This window comes from Citrobacter sp. H12-3-2, from assembly GCF_009649895.1.
GTDB classification, from domain to species: Bacteria; Pseudomonadota; Gammaproteobacteria; order Enterobacterales; family Enterobacteriaceae; genus Citrobacter; species Citrobacter portucalensis.
On record NZ_CP045837.1, the window covers coordinates 3,265,400 to 3,286,686 of the forward strand.

The 21,287-nt window shown below is 51.3% G+C and carries 20 protein-coding genes; 14 read left to right on the forward strand and 6 right to left on the reverse strand.

The annotated features are described in order from the left end of the window. Positions 1–66: 66 nt before the first annotated feature. Complete coding sequence (locus GHC22_RS15720; protein ID WP_008784214.1) at positions 67–1,659, reverse strand: ABC-F family ATPase; 1,593 nt, start codon at positions 1,657–1,659, stop codon at positions 67–69. Positions 1,660–1,891: 232 nt separating this feature from the next. Here GHC22_RS15720 and ldtB point away from each other — a divergent pair, with 232 nt between their 5' ends. Continuing rightward, on the forward strand, positions 1,892–2,812 hold the full coding sequence (gene ldtB / locus GHC22_RS15725) for a L,D-transpeptidase (RefSeq protein ID WP_008784213.1): 921 nt from the start codon (positions 1,892–1,894) through the stop codon (positions 2,810–2,812). Between the two features lie 94 nt (positions 2,813–2,906). Here ldtB and GHC22_RS15730 read toward each other — a convergent pair whose 3' ends face one another. Then, positions 2,907–4,016: an anion transporter gene (locus GHC22_RS15730; RefSeq protein ID WP_153753462.1), complete on the reverse strand. Its 1,110-nt coding sequence runs from the start codon at positions 4,014–4,016 to the stop codon at positions 2,907–2,909. Further along, the gene (gene mntR, locus GHC22_RS15735; RefSeq protein WP_003831586.1) at positions 4,013–4,486 is read right to left on the reverse strand and encodes a manganese-binding transcriptional regulator MntR; all 474 of its coding nucleotides are present in this window, start codon (positions 4,484–4,486) and stop codon (positions 4,013–4,015) included. Before mntR ends, GHC22_RS15730 begins: the two co-directional genes overlap by 4 nt. Before the next feature lie 186 nt (positions 4,487–4,672). Between mntR and mntS the strand changes: the two genes are divergently transcribed. Together mntS and GHC22_RS15745 are read left to right on the forward strand one after the other, a co-directional pair. Continuing rightward, positions 4,673–4,801 (forward strand): manganase accumulation protein MntS, encoded by a 129-nt coding sequence (gene mntS / locus GHC22_RS15740; RefSeq protein ID WP_003831584.1) that lies wholly within the window; start codon positions 4,673–4,675, stop codon positions 4,799–4,801. A 276-nt stretch (positions 4,802–5,077) separates the two neighbouring features. Continuing rightward, positions 5,078–6,658, forward strand: a complete 1,581-nt coding sequence (locus tag GHC22_RS15745) for a phosphoethanolamine transferase (RefSeq protein WP_048235776.1) — start codon at positions 5,078–5,080, stop codon at positions 6,656–6,658. Positions 6,659–6,797: 139 nt separating this feature from the next. On the opposite strand, the gene ompX is transcribed toward GHC22_RS15745, so the two are convergent. Further along, positions 6,798–7,313: an outer membrane protein OmpX gene (gene ompX, locus GHC22_RS15750; protein WP_048214619.1), complete on the reverse strand. Its 516-nt coding sequence runs from the start codon at positions 7,311–7,313 to the stop codon at positions 6,798–6,800. 411 nt (positions 7,314–7,724) lie between these two features. Between ompX and rhtA the strand changes: the two genes are divergently transcribed. The 6 genes from rhtA (at position 7,725) to ybiO (ending at position 14,403) form a co-directional block, all read left to right on the forward strand. After that, entirely contained in the window at positions 7,725–8,612 is an 888-nt protein-coding gene (gene rhtA, locus GHC22_RS15755; protein WP_153753464.1) for a threonine/homoserine exporter RhtA, read from the forward strand. A 303-nt stretch (positions 8,613–8,915) separates the two neighbouring features. Continuing rightward, positions 8,916–9,419, forward strand: a complete 504-nt coding sequence (gene dps / locus GHC22_RS15760; protein WP_003035253.1) for a DNA starvation/stationary phase protection protein Dps — start codon at positions 8,916–8,918, stop codon at positions 9,417–9,419. 365 nt (positions 9,420–9,784) lie between these two features. Continuing rightward, complete coding sequence (gene glnH / locus GHC22_RS15765) at positions 9,785–10,531, forward strand: glutamine ABC transporter substrate-binding protein GlnH (RefSeq protein WP_003035251.1); 747 nt, start codon at positions 9,785–9,787, stop codon at positions 10,529–10,531. A gap of 137 nt (positions 10,532–10,668) precedes the next feature. Then, positions 10,669–11,328 carry a glutamine ABC transporter permease GlnP gene (gene glnP, locus GHC22_RS15770; RefSeq protein WP_003035248.1) on the forward strand — a complete coding sequence of 220 codons (660 nt, stop codon included), beginning with the start codon at positions 10,669–10,671 and terminating at the stop codon, positions 11,326–11,328. Continuing rightward, positions 11,325–12,047: a glutamine ABC transporter ATP-binding protein GlnQ gene (glnQ, locus tag GHC22_RS15775; RefSeq protein WP_003035246.1), complete on the forward strand. Its 723-nt coding sequence runs from the start codon at positions 11,325–11,327 to the stop codon at positions 12,045–12,047. The genes glnP and glnQ overlap by 4 nt, the downstream gene beginning before the upstream one ends. Before the next feature lie 118 nt (positions 12,048–12,165). Then, a complete protein-coding gene (gene ybiO / locus GHC22_RS15780; RefSeq protein WP_048235780.1) occupies positions 12,166–14,403 on the forward strand; it encodes a mechanosensitive channel protein in 2,238 nt (745 codons plus the stop codon). Here ybiO and rlmF read toward each other — a convergent pair. Further along, positions 14,400–15,326 carry a 23S rRNA (adenine(1618)-N(6))-methyltransferase RlmF gene (gene rlmF, locus GHC22_RS15785; protein WP_153753466.1) on the reverse strand — a complete coding sequence of 309 codons (927 nt, stop codon included), beginning with the start codon at positions 15,324–15,326 and terminating at the stop codon, positions 14,400–14,402. The genes ybiO and rlmF overlap by 4 nt on opposite strands. Positions 15,327–15,536: 210 nt before the next feature. Between rlmF and mcbA the strand changes: the two genes are divergently transcribed. The 5 genes from mcbA to ybiJ all read left to right on the forward strand — a co-directional run bounded on the left by mcbA (position 15,537) and on the right by ybiJ (position 19,997). Then, positions 15,537–15,797: a DUF1471 family periplasmic protein McbA gene (gene mcbA / locus GHC22_RS15790; protein WP_048235782.1), complete on the forward strand. Its 261-nt coding sequence runs from the start codon at positions 15,537–15,539 to the stop codon at positions 15,795–15,797. A 290-nt stretch (positions 15,798–16,087) separates the two neighbouring features. Beyond that, a complete protein-coding gene (locus GHC22_RS15795; protein ID WP_153753468.1) occupies positions 16,088–18,373 on the forward strand; it encodes a catecholate siderophore receptor Fiu in 2,286 nt (761 codons plus the stop codon). A gap of 43 nt (positions 18,374–18,416) precedes the next feature. Further along, a complete protein-coding gene (gene ybiX, locus GHC22_RS15800; RefSeq protein ID WP_100272724.1) occupies positions 18,417–19,094 on the forward strand; it encodes a PKHD-type hydroxylase YbiX in 678 nt (225 codons plus the stop codon). A gap of 75 nt (positions 19,095–19,169) precedes the next feature. Continuing rightward, a complete protein-coding gene (locus GHC22_RS15805; protein ID WP_003831562.1) occupies positions 19,170–19,436 on the forward strand; it encodes a DksA/TraR family C4-type zinc finger protein in 267 nt (88 codons plus the stop codon). A gap of 300 nt (positions 19,437–19,736) precedes the next feature. Next, positions 19,737–19,997 carry a DUF1471 family protein YbiJ gene (gene ybiJ / locus GHC22_RS15810; protein ID WP_003831561.1) on the forward strand — a complete coding sequence of 87 codons (261 nt, stop codon included), beginning with the start codon at positions 19,737–19,739 and terminating at the stop codon, positions 19,995–19,997. A 97-nt stretch (positions 19,998–20,094) separates the two neighbouring features. On the opposite strand, the gene GHC22_RS15815 is transcribed toward ybiJ, so the two are convergent. Beyond that, positions 20,095–21,180 carry a malate/lactate/ureidoglycolate dehydrogenase gene (locus GHC22_RS15815; protein WP_153753470.1) on the reverse strand — a complete coding sequence of 362 codons (1,086 nt, stop codon included), beginning with the start codon at positions 21,178–21,180 and terminating at the stop codon, positions 20,095–20,097. Positions 21,181–21,287 lie beyond the last annotated feature (107 nt).

Genomic DNA, 21,287 nt, shown 5'->3' on the forward strand with positions numbered 1-21,287 from the left:
TTATCCCTAAGTATCCCGTGTTACAGGTGCAACCATCACACCTGTAACACGAGAACGACGGGATAATTATTCGACGCCTTTACTACGCAGGTAATCTTCGTAGTTACCGGTGAAGTCGATTACGCGTTCCGGCGTAATTTCAATCACGCGGGTTGCCAGCGAGCTGACGAACTCACGGTCGTGAGAAACGAAGATCAGCGTGCCCTGGTACATTTCCAGCGCCATGTTCAGCGATTCGATAGATTCCATATCCAAGTGGTTGGTCGGTTCATCCATAACCAGGATATTCGGTTTCTGCATCATCAGCTTACCGAACAGCATGCGTCCTTTTTCACCACCAGAGAGCACTTTCGCAGGTTTCTTGATATCGTCCTGGCTGAACAGCAGACGGCCAAGGAAGCTACGTACTACCTGCTCATCATCGCCTTCCTGCTTCCACTGACTCATCCATTCGAAAACGGTCAGATCGTTTTCGAACTCGTATTCATGATCCTGCGCGTAGTAACCGACCTGGGCGTTTTCAGACCACTTAACGGTACCGTTGTCCGGCTGCAAGTCGCCAACCAACGTTTTCAGCATGGTGGATTTACCCACGCCGTTGGCACCAATGATGGCAACCTTCTCCCCTACTTCCAGCAGCAGGTTGAAGTTTTTAAACAGCGGGCCTTCATCAAAACCTTTCGCCAGCGCTTCCACTTCCAGCGCGTTACGGAACAGTTTCTTATCCTGTTCGAAGCGGATAAACGGGTTCTGACGGCTGGATGCCTTCACTTCGTCGAGCTTAATCTTATCAATCTGACGCGCACGAGAAGTCGCCTGTCGAGATTTAGACGCGTTGGCGCTAAAGCGGCTGACGAAAGATTGCAGATCGGCAATCTGTGCTTTCTTCTTGGCGTTATCGGCCAGCAGACGTTCACGCGCCTGGGTTGCCGCCGTCATGTATTCGTCGTAGTTACCCGGATAAACACGCAGTTCGCCGTAGTCCAGATCCGCCATGTGCGTACAGACCATGTTCAGGAAGTGACGGTCGTGCGAAATGATGATCATGGTGCTGTCACGCTCGTTCAGCGTCTGCTCCAGCCAGCGGATGGTGTCGATATCCAGGTTGTTCGTTGGTTCGTCGAGCAGCAGAATGTCCGGGTTAGAGAACAGCGCCTGTGCCAGAAGCACACGCAGCTTCCAGCCGGGTGCGACTTCGCTCATCGGGCCGTAATGCTGTTCTACCGGAATACCTACGCCCAGCAGCAGTTCACCCGCACGCGCTTCCGCAGAGTAGCCGTCCATTTCGCCATACTGAACTTCGAGGTCAGCAACTTTATAGCCGTCTTCTTCGCTCATCTCGGCCAGAGCGTATATGCGATCGCGCTCCTGCTTCACTTCCCACAGTTCAGCGTGACCCATGATCACGGTGTCGAGCACGGTGAACTCTTCAAAGGCGAACTGATCCTGGCGCAGCTTACCAATGCGCTCGTTAGGATCGAGGGAAACGTTGCCCAGCGTCGGTTCGAGATCGCCGCCGAGAATTTTCATAAAAGTGGATTTACCGCTACCGTTCGCGCCAATCAGGCCGTAACGGTTGCCGCCGCCAAATTTGACGGAAATATTTTCAAACAGCGGCTTACTGCCGAACTGCATGGTGACGTTGCTGGAAACTAACACTGGCGTATCCTGAAAGAGAAAGAAATATGTGACAAACCGCTTATTATGCCATAAGTCTGCAAGAAGATCGCGTCTTCATGCGGAAGGGAAAAAGTGAAACCAAAAGGAAAAAAATGTGATTTAGTACACATCCGAATTCCTTGTTGCTCAGATTGCACATATAATGCGTGCCCAACACTACATAAATCTCAACCCACTAGCCTGCCTGGCACTGAATCTCGCATACATGAATATGAATATGAAATTAACAACGCTTTTCGCGGCGGCACTCGCAATAGTTGGTTTTTGTAATACCGCTTCAGCCGTCACGTACCCGCTGCCGACTGATGGTAGCCGTTTGATTGGCCAAAACCAGGTCATTACTATTCCTGAAGGCAACACCCAACCGCTGGAGTATTTTGCGGCAGAGTATCAGATGGGTTTGTCTAACATGCTGGAAGCCAACCCGGGCGTGGATACCTTCCTGCCGAAAGGCGGCACCGTGCTGAACATTCCTCAGCAGTTGATCCTGCCGGATACCGTGCATGAAGGTATTGTTATCAACAGCGCTGAAATGCGTCTGTACTACTACCCGAAAGGCACCAACACCGTAATTGTTCTGCCGATCGGTATCGGCCAGCTGGGCAAAGACACGCCAATCAACTGGACCACCAAAGTAGAACGTAAAAAAGCGGGCCCAACCTGGACGCCAACGGCGAAAATGCATGCGGAATACCGCGCTGCGGGCGAACCGCTGCCAGCCGTTGTTCCGGCAGGTCCGGATAACCCGATGGGACTGTACGCGCTGTATATCGGTCGCCTGTATGCTATCCACGGCACCAATGCTAACTTCGGCGTAGGCTTACGCGTCAGCCACGGTTGCGTGCGTCTGCGTAACGACGACATCAAATTCCTGTTTGAAAATGTGCCAGTCGGCACCCGCGTACAGTTTATCGATGAGCCGGTAAAAGCCACTACCGAACCAGACGGCAGCCGTTACATCGAAGTACATAACCCACTGTCTACGACTGAAGCACAGTTCGAAGGCGGAGAAATCGTACCGATTACCCTGACCAAGAGCATTACCAGCATCACCGGTCAGTCTGACGTCGATCAGGCCGTCGTTGAGCAGGCGGTACAGAACCGTTCAGGTATGCCGGTTCGTTTGAACTAATCTGCTATATATGCCCGATGGCGCTACGCTTATCGGGCCTACCAACGCAGTAGGCCGGATTAGGCGCCAGCCGCCATCCGGCACATCACATCAATTACATCAACAGCAGCAAACCATACCCCACCAGCGCCGCCCATATCAGCATCGGTACCGAATACCAATGAAAACGCCACCAGATCCGTCGGTCGTTTGCCATCCGTAACGCAATGAGATTCGCCAGCGATCCCGGCAACAAACCAAAGCCGCCCACATTAACCGCCCAGGCCAGCAACAGCGTCGGCGGGACATAGTTCAGCAGCAAAATCGTACTGGGCACATTACTGATAAACTGCGACAGGCCAATAGCCGTCAACCAAAGTCCCGACGCTGAGAGCGTGCCAATCTGGTGGGTAATCCCCTGCAAGGCCGGGAGCTGCGTCAACAAATGCACATCAATGAACATCGCCATAAACACTAACAGCAACGTCCAGTCCACGCTGAGGATCACGCGACGCGCCAGTACCATGAACCCTGTCGCCACAATCGCCAAACCCCACAGCTCTTGCTTTAACTCCAGCGCCGCCAGGAAGATGATATACAGCGCCAGACAGCTCCATACCAGGCGTGGTTGCCAGTCAGACGCGCGCGTACCGGTATGATAGTGCAACGCTTTATGCGGGAAACTGAACCAGCACAGCACCACCAGCGTCAGCATCATGGCCCCCGCAAGCGGCGCCATTTGCCAGGTAAACGCGGTAAACGATAAGCCTGAGCGTCCCCACATCAGAATGTTTTGCGGATTACCTATTGGCGTGAGCAACGATCCGGCGTTTACCGCCAGCGCCTCAAAGATAATCAGGCGATTCACCGGAATGGCACATAATTTTTTCAGGGTGATGGTCAGCGGAACAACAATAAACAATGCAACGTCGTTGGTCAGAAACGTCGACAACAACGCCGCCGCCAGCACCATAAATATCGCCAGCTGGCGCTCTGTTTTGAAGCGGCGGGTCATCTTGCGCCCTAACACATCGAAATAACCGCTTAGCTCCACGCCTTTGGTCAGTAACATCAGCCCGCTAAGCGTGATAATCGTGTGCCAGTCAATTGCCCCTGGCCAGGACCGGGGCGTAAATGGCGTGAACAGACTCAGTACAACCCCAACGATGATTAACAGCTGGAAAAAGCGATCGCGCTGTAAGGCACGTAATAAAGGAAAACTCATTCAGAGCCAGTTCCTTGCTGTTGCGTAAACCGGCTAAAAGCCTCCAGCGTTTCCTTACTGACGTGATGCTCCATCCCCTCCGCGTCGCGACGGGCAATTTCCGGGCTGATGCCTAACATCAACAGGAAATTTTCCACAATCTGATGACGTTCCCGGCTCTCCTGGGCTAGTCGTTCACCTTCTGCGGTTAAAAACACCCCACGCCACGGGATCATTTCAATCAATCCGACTGAAGCAAGGCGCTTAAGCATTTTAGCAACCGTCGGCTGGGAAACCCCAAGTCGCGCGGCCATATCCACCTGGCGCGCTTCACCCACCTCAATAATGAGATCGGAAATCAGCTCTACGTAGTCATCAATCAGTTCGCGGCGATGCGCCTCCCGGACCTGACGAAATCCTTCAACGTGTTCTTCGACATTCACCAATTGCGTCACTTTTTTTGTTGTTGGCATACCTGCGCGACGACTCATTCTGCTTCCTCGTTACTGTGACGCGTTAACGGCATCTGATTAGAGAGCGCTCATTGTAAACCAGAGTTGCGTGGGCACAAAAAATTAACGTTTTAGCAATAGCTATATAATATAGCCTGTGCTATATCTGTATATAATAAAGACATCCCTCAAGGACTGATGGGATTGTGAAGTCAGGAGGTTTACATGAATGAATTTAAGAGGTGTATACGCGTGTTTAGTCACTCTCCCTTTAAAGTACGGTTGATGCTGATCTCTATGCTGTGTGACATGATTAACAGCAAACCAGAGCAGGATAAACCTTCAGAAAAATAATGCGGCGTCGCGGTACGCCGCTTCATTTTCCTGCCGTCATTCGGGTACGGTGGTGGTTTTCGTCTCAATAACCCTTCTTTTTGTCAGTTTTGCCACGTCCCTCGCAAAACAATTTCTTTGTAGTAGTTGACCTTCTCTTGCGCACACTCTATCTTTTCGCAGCCCTGCGTATATTGCGGCTCGCGGATGCGGACCCTATCCCTCTTCTCGCTCTCTCAGGCAGGCAATGACCCTTAGCGCCAGGGTAAGCACATGGCGTTTTTGTAACAGTGGCATATGAATTTAACCCTCAAAGATTCAATCATTGCTCGTAGCCGGGCAATTAGTCCGTGGACTGGCCTCTATTTCTTACAGTCTCTGCTAATAAACCTTGCTCTGGGCTATCCGCTTAGCCTGCTCTATAGCGTTGCTTTCACCTGTATATTGATGCTGCTGTGGCGTAGCGCGCCGCGCGCGCAGAAAGCACTGATTGGCATTTGCTCACTCATTGCAGCAATGTACTTTCCGTTCGGCCAGGCTTACGGCTCACCGAACTTCAACACCTTGCTGGCGCTGCACTCAACCAATATGGAAGAGTCAACCGAGATCCTGACCATCTTCCCCTGGTACAGTTATCTGGTTGGAGTGTTTATTTTTGCCCTTGGCGTTATCGCCGTACGCCGTAAAAAAGATGTGCAGCAGCGCAGCTGGAATAAGTTCGACAGCATTTGTTTGCTGTTTAGCGTTGTCGCATTCTTTGTTACCCCGGTACAAAACCTGGCCTGGGGCGGCGTGTTCAAGCTGAAAGACACTGGCTATCCGGTTTTCCGTTTCGCCAAGGACGTTATCGTCAATAACAACGAAGTGCTCGACGAACAAGAGCGTATGGCGAAACTGTCGAGCGTAAAAGACAGCTGGACGGTAACCGCCGTTAAACCGAAGTATCACACCTACGTCGTGGTAATCGGTGAAAGCGCCCGCCGCGATGCGTTAGGCGCGTTTGGCGGTCACTGGGATAACACCCCGTTTGCCAGCTCCGTTAACGGCTATATCTTTGCGGATTACATTGCTGCCAGCGGTTCAACGCAAAAATCGCTCGGCTTAACGCTTAATCGGGTAGTGGATAATAAACCCCAGTTCCAGGATAACTTTGTCACCCTGGCTAACCGCGCGGGCTTTCAGACATGGTGGTTTTCCAATCAGGGACAGATTGGTGAATACGATACGGCCATCGCCAGCATTGCGAAGCGCGCTGATGAGGTTCAGTTCCTCAAAAGCGGTGACTTCGAAGCGGATAAAAACACCCGTGACGAAGCGCTGTTGAAGATGACTGCCCAGGTGCTGGCAACCGAGCGCACCCAGCCACAGCTCATCGTGCTGCATTTAATGGGCTCGCATCCGCAGGCCTGTGACCGAACGCAGGGTAAATACGAGACTTTCGTCCAGTCAAAAGAGACATCTTGTTATCTGTACACCATGACGCAAACGGATGACCTGCTGCGCCAGCTTTACGAGCAGTTACGTAACAGCGGTAATAGCTTCTCGATGGTCTATTTCTCCGATCATGGCCTCGCGTTTAAAGAGCGGGGAAAAGAGGTGCAGTACCTGGCGCATGACGATCAGTTCCAGCAGAATTTCCAGGTGCCTTTCATGGTGCTGTCGAGCGATGATAAAGCGCATCGGGTGATTAAAGCCCGTCGCTCCGCCAATGATTTCCTCAGCTTTTTCTCGCAGTGGACGGGGATAAGCGCAAAAGAAATCACCAACAACTACCGCTTTATCTCAGAGAAAAAAGCCGGGCCGGTGTACATCACCAACTTCAAACTGCAGAAGGTGGATTACAACCATCTGGGTACCGATATTTTCTCAACCAAATAATACGTTGTCGGCCGGATAAGGCATTTTGCTACCGATGCCTGATGCGCTGCGCTTATCAGGCCTACAACGACATTCCTTCCTGCATTACACGCAAAAAAAATCCGCCCCAAGAGGCGGATTTTTCATATCACCGAAGTGATTAGAAGCGGTAACCCACGCCAGCAATCCAGGTGCCAACGTCAACGCTACGAATACGGCTCTGCTCGTAGGAGAAGTCCAGAGCAACGTTTTCGATCGGGTTGAACTGCAGACCAGCACCGTAAGAGAAACCGTAGTCGCTGGTGCTGTGGTTGTCAGCCGGAGATGCTGCGTTCTGGAATTTACCGTAACCAACACCCACTACACCGTAGATGCTTGCCCAGTCGTTCAGACGGTAAGCCGGACCAGCAGTGATGCCGTAGTACTGGGTTTTGTTGTAGTCGCCAGAAGCATCGGTACGATCTTTTTCAGTGTAAGTGAAGGAACCGATAACACCCAGCGGGTTGTTGTCCTGCTCGTAGCGATACTTCAGGTTGAAACCGTTCATTTTGTTCGCTGCGCCCTGAGCATCGCTCTGAGCGTAACCACCGGTAACGGTAGAAGTAGCAGCTACAGCAGTACCTGCGGAGAAAGCCAGAACAGCGGCCAGTGCTGAAAGACATGCAATTTTTTTCATAACCACCTCAAATGTGCTTCAAGTAAATCTTAAGTTTTAAATATACCAAAAATTGATGGGAAACTCTTTGCGATTCGCGATGTCTAACGGGGTCTTTCATGTAACAGAACATTTCAAAAACCCGCTATCTCTTTCAATTAACATCACTTTTTCAACTGAAAATACCATTATTGCGCGCACAATATGGCACATTCATCCAGAACATTCCTAATCACACAGATTATTAATCCATCATTTTCATGCCATTGTACGGAACTGAGCAATTTTTTTTTCAACGAATACTCAACCAGTTGAGCGTAATTCCATTACACTCGCTGTTTTACTTTTCTATACATAAAATCATCTGCGTCGGAACAATGCTGAAGCGTGGCACAGATGGAGACGTGTAATCATCATTTGACAGGAGAAAGGATGCCGGGGTTGTCACGTAAAGCGCCAGTCTGGTTGCCTATTTTGGTTTTGCTTATTGCTATGTCCTCCATTCAAAGCGGAGCATCACTGGCAAAATCTTTGTTCCCACTCGTCGGTGCGCCGGGCGTTACCGCGCTGCGCCTTGCGCTGGGCACGCTCATCCTTATCGCTTTCTTTAAGCCCTGGCGTTTACGATTCGCCAAAGAACAACGCCTGCCGCTACTGTTTTATGGCCTGTCTCTGGGCGGGATGAACTATCTTTTCTACCTGTCTATCCAAACCGTCCCACTGGGAATCGCCGTGGCGCTGGAATTTACCGGCCCGCTCGCGGTAGCGCTGTTTTCATCCCGACGCCCGGTGGATTTCATTTGGGTTGCGTTGGCAGTACTCGGGCTCTGGTTCCTGCTGCCTCTGGGTCAGGACGTTTCTCACGTAGATTTAACCGGCGCAGCGCTGGCACTGGGGGCTGGCGCCTGCTGGGCCATCTATATTCTTACCGGGCAGCGAGCCGGCGCGGAACACGGTCCTGCGACCGTCGCAGTAGGGTCATTCATTGCAGCTCTGGTATTTGTACCAATCGGCACACTCCAGGCCGGAGATGCCCTGTGGCACTGGTCCATTCTGCCGTTAGGTCTGGCCATTGCAGTCCTCTCTACTGCGCTTCCCTATTCGCTGGAGATGATTGCGTTGACGCGCCTGCCTACGCGTACTTTCGGTACATTGATGAGCATGGAACCCGCGCTGGCAGCGGTTTCCGGAATGATCTTCCTCGGTGAAACGTTGACGCTTATCCAGACGCTCGCTCTGGGCGCCATTATTGTCGCATCAATGGGCTCTACGCTCACTATTCGTAAAGAGCCACAAATAAAACAAGTCGACGTGAATTAACCACGTAATATTCTGCATGGTTTGCATAATCATGCAGAATATCCAATTGTAAATCTGCGTGATAATAATTCTAATAAATATAATTTTCTCATCCGCATATTTCATTTAATCTTAAAATTAACATAAAAATAACACCACGCAAGTAACAAAACACTCATCACATTGATTTTATTTGATATTTTATATTCACCCTCGTCTTCGCTATTAAAGTGATAGGCAACACCGGAAACAAAAATCCAAATTTAGCGCTATACTTAATTCCGTTGAAGAGTTGGGACATAAATATCAAGAGGATATGAAAATATGAGTACCGCGAAACTGGTAAAAACAAAAGCATCCGCCCTCCTTTATACCCGCAACGATGTGTCTGATAGCGAAAAGAAAGCGACCGTAGAACTGCTGAATCAGCAAGTAATCCAGTTCATTGACCTGTCATTGATCACCAAACAGGCTCACTGGAACATGCGCGGTGCAAACTTCATTGCAGTACATGAAATGCTGGATGGCTTCCGTACAGCTCTGACCGATCACCTCGACACCATGGCTGAACGCGCCGTACAGTTGGGCGGTGTGGCACTGGGCACAACTCAGGTTATTAACAGCAAAACGCCTCTGAAAAGTTACCCGCTGGATATCCATAGCGTACAGGACCACTTAAAAGAGCTGGCCGAACGTTATGCCGTAGTTGCAAACAGCGTACGTAAAGCTATCAGCGAAGCAAAAGACGAAGATACCGCGGATATCTTTACCGCAGCTTCTCGCGACCTCGATAAATTCCTGTGGTTTATCGAAGCCAACATTGAGTAACAGCAGACATAAGAATTACCTATATAACCCTCGCTCCGGCGGGGGTTTTGCACATCTATGGTGCATAACATTGATCATTCGTCACTCCAAAGTAAATTATTTGTAATAATCACCTCACACAATCGTTAACGAAAGATTGTTTTATCAACAATTTTTACGCTAAATAGTCATACCGTTTGCACCGTGACTGGTTCGCACCAAATGAGTGCCCCAAAACAGTGCAGATTATTCGCTATGCCCTACTTATTGTGCAGAGAAACGAGACACCCTCTTGTTAAAACAATGAGTTGCAAAATTGGCACGATTTTTTCATTAAGCCATATGTTCTCGCAGGGGATCGCCCCGTGGATATAAAAGGAAATCCTATGAAGTCTGTATTAAAAGTTTCACTGGCTGCACTTACCCTGGCTTTTGCGGTGTCCTCCCATGCCGCAGACAAAAAACTGGTTGTCGCAACCGACACCGCGTTTGTACCGTTTGAATTCAAACAGGGTGACAAATACGTTGGTTTTGATGTGGATCTGTGGGCTGCCGTGGCCAAAGAACTGAAACTGGATTATGAACTGAAACCGATGGATTTCAGCGGCATCATCCCGGCTCTGCAAACCAAAAATATCGACCTGGCACTGGCAGGTATCACCATCACCGATGAGCGTAAAAAAGCGATCGACTTCTCCGACGGCTACTACAAAAGCGGTCTGTTAGTGATGGTGAAAGCGAATAACAACGACGTCAAAAGCGTAAAAGATCTGGATGGTAAAGTCGTTGCAGTTAAGAGCGGCACCGGTTCCGTTGATTACGCGAAAGCGAATATCAAAACCAAAGACCTGCGTCAGTTCCCGAATATCGATAACGCATATATGGAACTGGGCACCAACCGCGCAGACGCTGTACTGCACGACACACCAAACATTCTTTACTTCATCAAAACAGCAGGCAATGGTCAGTTCAAAGCTGTAGGCGAATCGCTGGAAGCCCAGCAGTACGGTATCGCCTTCCCGAAAGGCAGCGACGACCTGCGTGAGAAAGTGAACGGCGCGCTGAAAACGCTGAAAGAGAACGGTACTTACAACGAAATCTACAAAAAATGGTTCGGTACTGAACCTAAATAATAACCGGCAGCGTTGCCCGGTAGCGTGATGCTTACCGGGCCTACGCCTGGATTTTTGAGACCTGTAGGCCGGATAAGCACAGCACATCCGGCAAAACGGGCATTTGAATATTTACACCACGGTAACAGGAACGACATATGCAGTTTGACTGGAGTGCCATCTGGCCCGCCATCCCGCTTTTGATTGAAGGCGCCAAAATGACCCTGTGGATCTCGGTCCTCGGTCTGGCTGGCGGTCTGATAATCGGACTTGCAGCAGGGTTTGCGCGAACTTTCGGCGGTTGGATCGCCAACCACGTTGCGCTGGTGTTTATCGAAGTCATTCGCGGTACGCCAATCGTTGTGCAGGTAATGTTTATTTACTTCGCTCTGCCAATGGCATTTAACGATTTACGCATTGACCCCTTTAGCGCCGCCGTTGTCACCATCATGATCAACTCCGGGGCCTATATTGCGGAAATCACCCGCGGTGCCGTGCTCTCAATCCATAAAGGGTTCAGCGAAGCCGGTTTGGCGCTTGGACTTTCACGCACAGAGACTATCCGCCACGTTATTTTACCTCTCGCACTGCGTCGTATGCTGCCGCCGCTGGGCAACCAGTGGATCATCAGCATTAAAGATACCTCGCTGTTTATTGTCATTGGCGTCGCTGAACTGACCCGTCAGGGCCAGGAAATCATTGCCGGTAACTTCCGCGCACTGGAAATCTGGAGCGCCGTTGCGGTGTTCTATCTGATCATTACGCTGGTGCTGAGCTTCATTCTGCGTCGTCTGGAAAGAAGGATGAAAATCCTGTGATTGAATTTAAAAACGTTTCTAAGCACTTTGGTCCAACCCAGGTGCTGCACAATATTGACCTGAACATTCAGCAGGGTGAAGTCGTGGTGATTATCGGGCCGTCAGGATCCGGTAAATCTACCCTGCTGCGCTGCATTAACAAGCTGGAAGAGATAACCTCCGGCGATCTGATCGTCGATGGTCTGAAAGTAAACGATCCGAAGGTAGACGAGCGCTTAATCCGTCAGGAAGCCGGAATGGTGTTTCAGCAGTTCTACCTGTTCCCACATCTGACGGCACTGGAAAACGTCATGTTCGGACCGCAGCGCGTACGCGGGGCGAATAAAGAACAGGCCGAGAAACTGGCGAAAGAGCTGCTGGCAAAAGTGGGTCTGGCCGAACGTGCACATCACTACCCTTCTGAACTGTCCGGCGGTCAACAACAGCGTGTGGCTATCGCCCGTGCGCTGGCAGTAAAACCGAAAATGATGCTGTTTGATGAACCAACCTCAGCACTCGACCCGGAACTGCGCCATGAAGTTCTGAAAGTTATGCAGGACCTGGCGGAAGAAGGGATGACCATGGTGATTGTGACCCACGAAATTGGCTTTGCCGAAAAAGTGGCTTCACGCCTGATTTTCATTGATAAGGGACGAATTGCCGAAGACGGTAATCCGCAGGCCCTGATTGAAAATCCACCCAGCCAACGCTTACAGGAATTCTTGCAGCACGTTTCCTGATAGCTCAACCTCCCTTCGCCCGAAGGGAGGTTTTTCACCAGAATCCTCTCATTTCAATTCCCTCCCGCCCTGACATCTATACTTATCCTTTTGAATTTATTTTCTCATGGGAGGAGTCATGCGCTGGATCCTGTTCATCTTTGTTTGTCTGTTGAGTCTTCCGACTCAGGCAGTGACGATACCTGGCGTCACCACGCCAACGTCAACCAACGCACAAACCGCCCCGGCAAAGGAGCCAGATGTTGAACAGAAGAAAGCGGCCTACGGCGCACTGGCTGATGTGCTGGAAAATGACACCTCGCGGAAGGAACTGATCGATCAATTACGCAAAGTAGCGACAACCCCTCCAGCCGAACCGGTGCCCACGATCGTCCCACCCACGTTAACGGAAGAAAAAACGGTGCTGGAAAACGTCACCGATGTCACCCGGCACTACGGTGAGGCGCTCTCCAGCCGCTTTGCCCAGCTTTATCGCAATATTACCGATGCACCGCACAAGACCTTTAACCCGCAAACATTCACCAATGCCCTGACTCATTTTTTAATGCTGGCGGCGTCAGTGTTCGGGTTTTACTGGCTGATCCGCCTGTGCGCGCTGCCGCTGTATCGCAAAATGGGGCAATGGGCGCGGCGGAAAAACCGCGAACGCAGCAACTGGCTGCAGCTTCCGGCGATGATCGTTGGCGCATTCATTATTGATTTGCTTCTGCTGGCGCTGACATTGTTTGTCGGGCAGATACTGAGCGACAGAATGAACGCCGGCAGTCGCACCATCGCCTTTCAGCAAAGCCTGTTTCTCAATGCCTTTGCCCTGATTGAATTCTTCAAAGCCATTCTGCGTCTGATATTTTGCCCAACGGTGGCCGAACTGCGTCCGTTTAACATTCAGGATACCGGTGCGCGCTACTGGAATCGGCGTTTGAGTTCATTAAGCAGTTTGATTGGTTACGGGCTTATAGTTGCCGTTCCCATTATCTCCAATCAGGTCAATGTGCAGGTCGGCGCGATGGCCAACGTCATCATCATGCTGTGTATCACGCTATGGGCGCTGTACCTGATTTTCAGAAATAAGAAAGAGATAACGCTGCATTTACAGAATCTGGCAGAAAGATCGTTAGCTTTTTTCAGCCTGTTTATCCGCGCCTTTGCGTTGGTATGGCACTGGCTGGCCAGTGCCTACTTCATTGTGCTGTTTTTCTTTTCGCTGTTTGATCCGGGCAACAGCCTGAAATTCATGATGGGCGCTACGCTGCGCAGCCTGGTAATCATTGGAATTGCCGCCTTTGTTTCCGGCATGTTTTCCCGCTGGATAGCCAAAACTATTACCCTTTCGCCACACACCCAGCGCAGCTATCCGGAACTCCAAAAGCGGCTGAATGGCTGGCTGTCGACGGCGTTAAGCGTGGCAAGGATCCTGACGGTGTGCGTTGCGGTGATGCTGCTATTGAATGCCTGGGGACTGTTCGACTTCTGGAACTGGCTGCATTACGGCGCAGGAGAAAAAACGGTGGATATTCTGATCCGTATCGCGCTGATTTTATTCTTCTCCGCCATCGGCTGGACGATCCTTGCCAGCCTGATTGAAAATCGTCTGGCTTCCGATATTCACGGACGCCCGCTACCCAGCGCTCGTACCCGCACCCTGTTGACGCTGTTTCGCAACGCGCTGGCGGTGATCATCAGCACGATCACCATCATGATTGTGCTGTCGGAAATTGGCGTTAATATCGCCCCATTGCTGGCCGGGGCCGGGGCGCTGGGGCTGGCAATCTCTTTCGGCTCGCAAACGCTGGTAAAAGATATTATTACCGGGATTTTTATTCAGTTTGAAAATGGCATGAACACCGGCGACCTGGTGACCATCGGTCCACTCACCGGTACGGTTGAACGAATGTCCATTCGTTCTGTGGGCGTGCGTCAGGACACCGGGGCGTACCATATCATTCCCTGGTCATCAATAACGACCTTCGCCAACTTTGTGCGTGGAATTGGATCGGTCGTCGCCAATTACGACGTAGACCGCCATGAGGATGCGGATAAAGCAAATCAGGCGTTGAAAGACGCGGTTGCTGCGGTGATGGAAAAAGATGATATTCGCGGGCTGATTATCGGCGAGCCGTCGTTTGCCGGGATTGTAGGATTAACCAATACGGCATTCACGCTACGGGTCTCGTTTACCACCTTGCCGCTGAAGCAGTGGACGGTACGTTTTGCGCTCGACAGCCAGGTGAAGAAATACTTCGATCTGGCCAACATACGCGCCCCGGTACAGACGTATCAAGTGTTACCTGCACCAGGGAATGGCCCTGCGTCGGCGGCAAGCGAACCGCTACCGCCAACCGAGCCAACGCTTTAGCGTTTACGCGCCATAAAACGACGACGCTGATCGTTATCCATAAAGGTCCAGGCAATAAAGCGACTCTGCTTTTGTCCCTGGGCCATCTCTTTCTTGACCACTTTCACCGCGCCCGCATCCGTTAATGCATGGTACAGCGGAGGCAAGTTCTCACCGCGCGACACCAGCGTGGTGAACCACATCACCTGGCGACCAAAGGCCTGGCTTTCAGCAATCATTTTCTTGATGAACGCCACTTCACCGCCTTCACACCACAGCTCCTGCTGCTGTCCGCCAAAGTTCAGCGCATCGTCTTTGTCCTGTCCCAGATTACGGCGTTTGCGCTCGCTTCCGGCACGGGCTGAGGCCGCAGAATCATGGAATGGCGGGTTACATAATGTGGCTTCATACTGCTCATTTTTGTGAATGATGCCGTTGAAGATTGCCATTGCATCTTTCTGGCGACGCAGACGAATAGCACGGGTTAATCCCGGATTGGCGTTGACGATCGCCTGAGCGCTGTTAAACGCTTCGCTACTGGTTTCACTACCCGTGAATCGCCAGCCATATTCATGCACGCCGATCAGTGGATAAATACAGTTTGCCCCCACTCCCACGTCCAGCACGCTCGCATTTGCCGGAATGGTTCCGCTGGTTTCACCCAACAGGTCGGCCAAATGGTGTATGTAGTCAGCACGACCAGGCACCGGCGGGCACAGAAAACCATCTGGAATATCCCAGTTTTTCACCGCATAAAAATGCGCCAGCAGTGCTTTATTGAGCGCCTTTACTGCCTGCGGATTCGCGAAATCAACACTCTGCTCGCCGCCTGGCGTGAGGGTGAGAAATTGCGTCAGCTCGGGCGTAACCTGGCATAAAGTCGCAAGATCATAACGGCCATTGTGGCGGTTGCGTGGGTGTAATCCCGGTTTCTGGGCGGACATAGCATTCTCCTTTTAACAGCGGCGTAAGATACCCGCATAACGCCACGCGGTAAACACACACAACAAGGAAATTTGATTTTTTACACCTGTTTGACGCCTTGCTGATTGTTCAAAAAACAGACAGTTCATCACCAATTTTTTGCGGTAAATGTCATCCGCTGACGACCTAAACTTATCAGGCACACCTGTTGTTTTTCAGAGGACATCACCATGAAGAAATGCCTCACATTACTTGCTGCTACCGTACTTTCCGGCATGACATTTGCCTCCTTTGCTGCACAGCCCAACACTAGCCCTGCAACCGGTCAGCTACATGCTTCCGGCACCGTATCCGCTACCGGCGCCTCTAATCTGAGCGACCTGGAAGACAAGCTGGCGGAGAAAGCGAAAGAGCAAGGCGCAAAAGGCTTTGTCGTTAATTCTGCAGGCGGTAAAAATCAGATGTACGGCACCGCAACCATCTATAAGTAACCCCTTCTCAGCCCAACTGCATTCATCCCGAATGCAGTTTTCTGCGCGCTGTTCACTTCATTGCAGTTCAATTTGTAATCAATATGTTGGCATTTTGAATCCAATGTAAATAAATGTATTTATTTTTGAATTAATGAATGCTAAAACGTCGCACTGATTAGTAATGCTTATCAAAATCATTATCAATTACACATTCATTTCCGCGAGACCTGCAGGGTATAACATCCATAGAGATGTCCCTTCGCGCGAGTGAAACCGTCCACTCAAAAAATAATAAGTCACTCATTAACATGGATAAAAATCGCAACTTGCCGTCCAGTAGCTTTCACTCACTGACTTTTTTTGCCGGTCTGTGCATTGGCCTGTCCCCTATAGCTCAGGCTGTCGCTGCGGACGACCAGGATAAAAAACAAGAAGACACTCTGGTCGTTGAAGCGGCCAAACCTTCGCTGTACGCCCCAACACAGTCTGCCGACCCGAAATTCTCCCGTCCGGTGGCGGATACAACCCGCACCATGACGGTGATTTCTGAGCAGGTGATTAAGGATCAAGGCGCAACAAATCTGACCGACGCGCTGAAAAACGTCCCGGGCGTTGGCGCATTTTTCGCCGGTGAGAACGGTAACTCCAGCACCGGTGACGCGGTTTACATGCGTGGTGCGGATACCTCGAACAGTATTTATATCGACGGTATCCGTGATATTGGCAGCGTCACGCGCGACACCTTCAATACCGAACAGGTGGAAGTAATCAAAGGTCCTTCCGGTACCGACTATGGACGTAGCGCACCGACTGGCTCTATCAATATGATCAGCAAACAGCCACGCACCGACTCAGGAATCGATGCATCGGCCAGCGTCGGTAGCGCCTGGTTCCGCCGTGGTACGCTGGACATTAACCAGGTCATCGGCGAGACCACCGCCGCACGTTTAAACCTGATGGGTGAAAAAACGCATGATGCTGGTCGCGATAATGTTAAGAATGAACGTTACGGTGTGGCCCCCTCTCTCGCTTTTGGCTTAGGGACTGAGAACCGACTGTACCTGAACTATCTGCATGTCACCCAACACAACACACCGGATGGCGGCATCCCTACCATTGGCCTGCCGGGATACTCCGCACCTTCTGCGGGGACTTCTGCACTGAATCATTCAGGCAAAGTGGACACGCATAATTTCTACGGTACCAACTCGGATTATGACGATTCGACAACCGATACCGCGACGATGCGTTTTGAACATGACCTGAACGACAGCACCACTATTCGCAACACCACCCGCTGGTCGCGCATTAAACAGGATTATCTGATGACGGCGGTGATGGGCGGCGCGTCTAACATCACCCAACCCACCAGCAGCGTCGACAGCTGGACCTGGTCACGCCTGGCAAATACCAAGGATGTCAGCAATAAGATCTTGACCAACCAGACCAACCTGACCTCAACGTTCTACACGGGATCCATCGGTCACGACATCAGCACCGGCGTGGAGCTGACGCGCGAAACACAAACCAACTATGGCGTGGTGCCGATCACCCCACCACCGGTTAATATCTATCACCCCGACAGCAACGTGAATATCGGCGGATTGTCTCGTAACGGCGCCAACGCTAACGGGCAAACAGACACCTTCGGTGTATACGCTTTTGATACGCTACAAATTACCCGTGAATTCGAGCTGAACGGTGGTATTCGCCTTGACAATTACCGCACGGAATATGACAGCGCCACCGCTTGTGGCGCTTCCGGTCGCGGCGCAGTCGCGTGCCCGACAGGCGTAGCCAAAGGTTCCCCGGTCACCACTGTAGATACTGCCAAATCAGGCAATCTGGTGAACTGGAAAGCTGGCGCGCTGTATCACCTGACCGATAACGGTAACGTGTACATCAACTATGCCGTTTCTCAGCAACCGCCGGGCGGCAGCAACTTTGCTCTTGCTCAGGGCGGCAGCGGTAACAGTGCGAACCGTACCGATTTCAAACCGCAGAAAGCGAAAACCAGCGAGATCGGCACCAAATGGGAGGTGCTGGATAAGCGCCTGCTGTTAACCGCCGCGATTTTCCGCACAGATATTGAGAATGAAGTTGAGCAGAACGACGACGGTACCTATTCCCAGTACGGAGAGAAACGCGTTGAAGGCTACGAGCTCTCGGTAGCAGGTAACATCACTCCCGCATGGCAGATTATTGGGGGTTACACCCAGCAACGCGCGACCATCCACAGCGGTAAAAACGTTGCTCAGGATGGATCCTCTTCCCTGCCATATACACCGGAACATGCATTCACGCTGTGGAACCAGTATCAGGCTACCGATGATATCTCCGTTGGCGCAGGCGCTCGCTACGTGGGCAGTATGCATCGCGGTTCCGACGGTGCGGTGGGTACGCCATCCTACACTGAAGGTTACTGGGTCGCTGACGCCAAACTGGGCTATCGCGTGAATCGCAATCTCGATTTCCAACTAAACGTCTATAACCTGTTCGACACCGATTATGTATCCTCCATAAACAAGAGTGGATACCGTTATCATCCGGGCGAACCAAGAACTTTCCTGCTCACCGCCAATATGCATTTCTAATCCATCGCGTGGGGCGTAAGCCCCACTTTCAGGAGAAACACTGATGATGTACCACATTCCCGGCGTTCTGTCGGCGCAGGATGTAGCCTGGTTTCGCGAACAACTGGACGCTGCCGACTGGGTTGATGGCCGCGCAACCACCGGCGCTCAGGGGGCGCAGGTTAAAAACAACCAGCAGGTGAATACGCAAAGTGAACGCTACGGCGTTTTACAACAGGCGGTACAGACTGCGATAAATAACAGCGCGCTTTTCTTCGCCGCAGCACTACCGAAAACGCTCTCCACACCGCTGTTTAATCGCTACCAGGACAACGAGACCTACGGTTTTCACGTTGACGGTGCGGTGCGTAGCCATCCGCAAAACGGCTGGATGCGCACAGACCTTTCCGCAACTTTATTCCTGAGTAACCCCAATGATTATGAAGGGGGAGAACTGCTGGTCAATGATACTTACGGCCAGCATGCGGTGAAGCTTCCGGCAGGCGATCTGGTGCTTTACCCTTCCAGCAGCCTACATTGCGTTACGCCAGTGACCCATGGCGTTCGTGTGGCGTCTTTTATGTGGATACAGTCGATGGTCCGTGACGACAAAAATCGCGCCATGCTTTTTGAACTGGATAAAAACATTCAATCCCTGAAGGCTCGCGATGGGGAGAGCAGCGAGATCCTGTCATTACTCAATCTCTACCATAACCTGCTGCGCGAATGGTCTGAAATCTGATACTGCTGGCGCGTGGTCGTTTTTCAACCATCACCTTCGCTATACTTAGTCTGTAGACATCAGCAGGAGGTACACATGGCATCCGGATGGGCAAATGACGACGCGGTTAACGAACAGATCAACAATACTATTGAAGATGCTGTTGCCCGCGCTCGCGGTGAGTTACCGACGGGGGAAAGTCTGTATGAATGCGAAGAATGCGGCAATCCTATCCCTCAGGCCAGACGTGAGGCCGTGCCAGGGGTACGCTTGTGCATCGCCTGCCAACAGGATAAAGATTCACATAACTCAGCATTTTCAGGATATAATCGCAGGGGTTCGAAAGACAGCCAGCTACGTTGACTTATCTTTACCAAAAGTTTCAGCGCATACGATTTCCTTTACGAGCACGCTTTTTTGCACCCTGTGTAGCAAAATGTGCCGTTGTCGCCTTCTCTGTAAAGCGCAATGACAAGAACTGTAAATCCCTTACTCGAATTTATTAATATTCAATAAGTTATTTGTCATTCAATTTTTTTGATTGATGTCGTCAATTCTATTCGATTTTCTCTCACCAAAAAAAACGTGATACTTATCACATCGACGGAACAACGTCTTCTTAAAGAACACTGACTAACAGAACAACCCTGCGAGAGATTAATCATGAAAAATATCAAATTTGCTGTTGCTGCCATCGCCCTGTCTACCCTGTCATTTGGCGTTTTCGCTGCCGAGCCGGTTTCCTCTACTCAGGCGCAAAACATGAACAAAATTGGAGTGGTATCTGCTGACGGCGCCACTACGCTGGACGGACTGGAAGCCAAACTGGCTGAGAAAGCGAATGCTGCTGGCGCAACTGGGTACAGCATCACTTCTGCTATCGGCAAAGACAAAATGAGCGGCACCGCGGTTATCTATAAATAACCGAAAGATTACCTGTACGACCCAATGCTCCAACCCTCATTGACCCTGTTTGTTACCCTTTGTTTGCCCGTCCGCCACTGGACGGGCTTTTTTTTGCCTATTGTTTCAGCCGTTGACAGAATTCCTGCAACACGGCGTCTGGCATCCCAATTTGCAGTGCCGCCTCACAAATCGCTTGCCAGCTTCCGGCATCCAGCGGAATACCGTGTTCCAGCCGTTCCTCGCGAGTGTTCACCTCCCACTCCCCAGGCAATAGGATCGGGGCATCTTCAGCATGCGGGGACGCTTTCACCCACTCAGCAAATGCCGCGACCTGGTTGTCGCAGTCCGGCGCGCCGAACAGTTGTGGATTCATAATGATGGTGGTCATACAGTTAATGATGGCGTCCGCGCTGGTCTGCAGGCTCTCTTCATGTGTGGTTTTACCGCCAGAAAGCGCACCGCCCATAATTTCGCACATCGCCGCCAGCGCATACCCCTTGTGCTCGGCAAAGGTCAGCAACGACCCCAGCGGAGAAACCTGCATTACCGCAGGATCGGTAGTGGGCACACCCGCCACATCAATCAGGCATCCTGGAGCCACCGGCTCGCCCTTATGCCATGCCACACGGGTTTTGCCAAACGCGATGGCGCTGGTTGCATAGTCCAGCAACAGTGGGAAGGTATTTTTACGCGGGAATACGACGCAGAAGGGATTGGTGCCAAAACGGCTATCGCGGCCATGAAACGGTGCGACCATCGGGATCCCCACCACATTCACAAAGTGTACCGAGACAAAACCTGCCGCCGCACATTGCTCCGCCCAGTAGCCAATACGGCCGATATGGTGCGAATTATGTAATGCCACGGCAGAGATTCCGTACTGACGCGCTTTTTCGATTCCAAGCGTGATTGCCTCGTGCGCTGCCACCTGACCAAACGCACAGTCGCCGTCAAGCGTAATCACCGCCCCCGCATCTTTTACCACTTTGGCATGACGGTTGATCTGCAGATGCCCCTGCGAGAATGAACGAATATAGCTTGGGATCATACCGATGCCATGGGAGTCGTGACCGGCGAGGTTAGAGGCTATCAGATGGTCGGCCACCAGCCGCGCCTCCCGATCATTGCTTCCCATCTGATGAAAAACGGCCTGGATAAAGGCGTGCAGCGTTGGCACATGGAAGCGATGTCCACTGTTCATTGTTATCTCCTGTTGTGTCGCGTGTTTGTTGTGTTTCTTATTTTTCAACAAACTATGCTGCGCCACGGTGCGCTGGAGGTCAATAAACGTGCAGAAATTTCACATTG

Bases quoted from the DNA above. Each gene is read 5' to 3' on its own strand.
- ldtB (WP_008784213.1), top strand. From the start codon at position 1,892: ATGAATATGAAATTAACAACGCTTTTCGCGGCGGCACTCGCAATAGTT.
- GHC22_RS15730 (WP_153753462.1), bottom strand. From the start codon at position 4,016: ATGAGTTTTCCTTTATTACGTGCCTTACAGCGCGATCGCTTTTTCCAG.
- mntR (WP_003831586.1), bottom strand. From the start codon at position 4,486: ATGAGTCGTCGCGCAGGTATGCCAACAACAAAAAAAGTGACGCAATTG.
- mntS (WP_003831584.1), top strand. From the start codon at position 4,673: ATGAATGAATTTAAGAGGTGTATACGCGTGTTTAGTCACTCTCCCTTT.
- GHC22_RS15745 (WP_048235776.1), top strand. From the start codon at position 5,078: ATGAATTTAACCCTCAAAGATTCAATCATTGCTCGTAGCCGGGCAATT.
- ompX (WP_048214619.1), bottom strand. From the start codon at position 7,313: ATGAAAAAAATTGCATGTCTTTCAGCACTGGCCGCTGTTCTGGCTTTC.
- rhtA (WP_153753464.1), top strand. From the start codon at position 7,725: ATGCCGGGGTTGTCACGTAAAGCGCCAGTCTGGTTGCCTATTTTGGTT.
- dps (WP_003035253.1), top strand. From the start codon at position 8,916: ATGAGTACCGCGAAACTGGTAAAAACAAAAGCATCCGCCCTCCTTTAT.
- glnH (WP_003035251.1), top strand. From the start codon at position 9,785: ATGAAGTCTGTATTAAAAGTTTCACTGGCTGCACTTACCCTGGCTTTT.
- glnP (WP_003035248.1), top strand. From the start codon at position 10,669: ATGCAGTTTGACTGGAGTGCCATCTGGCCCGCCATCCCGCTTTTGATT.
- ybiO (WP_048235780.1), top strand. From the start codon at position 12,166: ATGCGCTGGATCCTGTTCATCTTTGTTTGTCTGTTGAGTCTTCCGACT.
- rlmF (WP_153753466.1), bottom strand. From the start codon at position 15,326: ATGTCCGCCCAGAAACCGGGATTACACCCACGCAACCGCCACAATGGC.
- mcbA (WP_048235782.1), top strand. From the start codon at position 15,537: ATGAAGAAATGCCTCACATTACTTGCTGCTACCGTACTTTCCGGCATG.
- GHC22_RS15795 (WP_153753468.1), top strand. From the start codon at position 16,088: ATGGATAAAAATCGCAACTTGCCGTCCAGTAGCTTTCACTCACTGACT.
- ybiX (WP_100272724.1), top strand. From the start codon at position 18,417: ATGATGTACCACATTCCCGGCGTTCTGTCGGCGCAGGATGTAGCCTGG.
- GHC22_RS15805 (WP_003831562.1), top strand. From the start codon at position 19,170: ATGGCATCCGGATGGGCAAATGACGACGCGGTTAACGAACAGATCAAC.
- ybiJ (WP_003831561.1), top strand. From the start codon at position 19,737: ATGAAAAATATCAAATTTGCTGTTGCTGCCATCGCCCTGTCTACCCTG.
- GHC22_RS15815 (WP_153753470.1), bottom strand. From the start codon at position 21,180: ATGAACAGTGGACATCGCTTCCATGTGCCAACGCTGCACGCCTTTATC.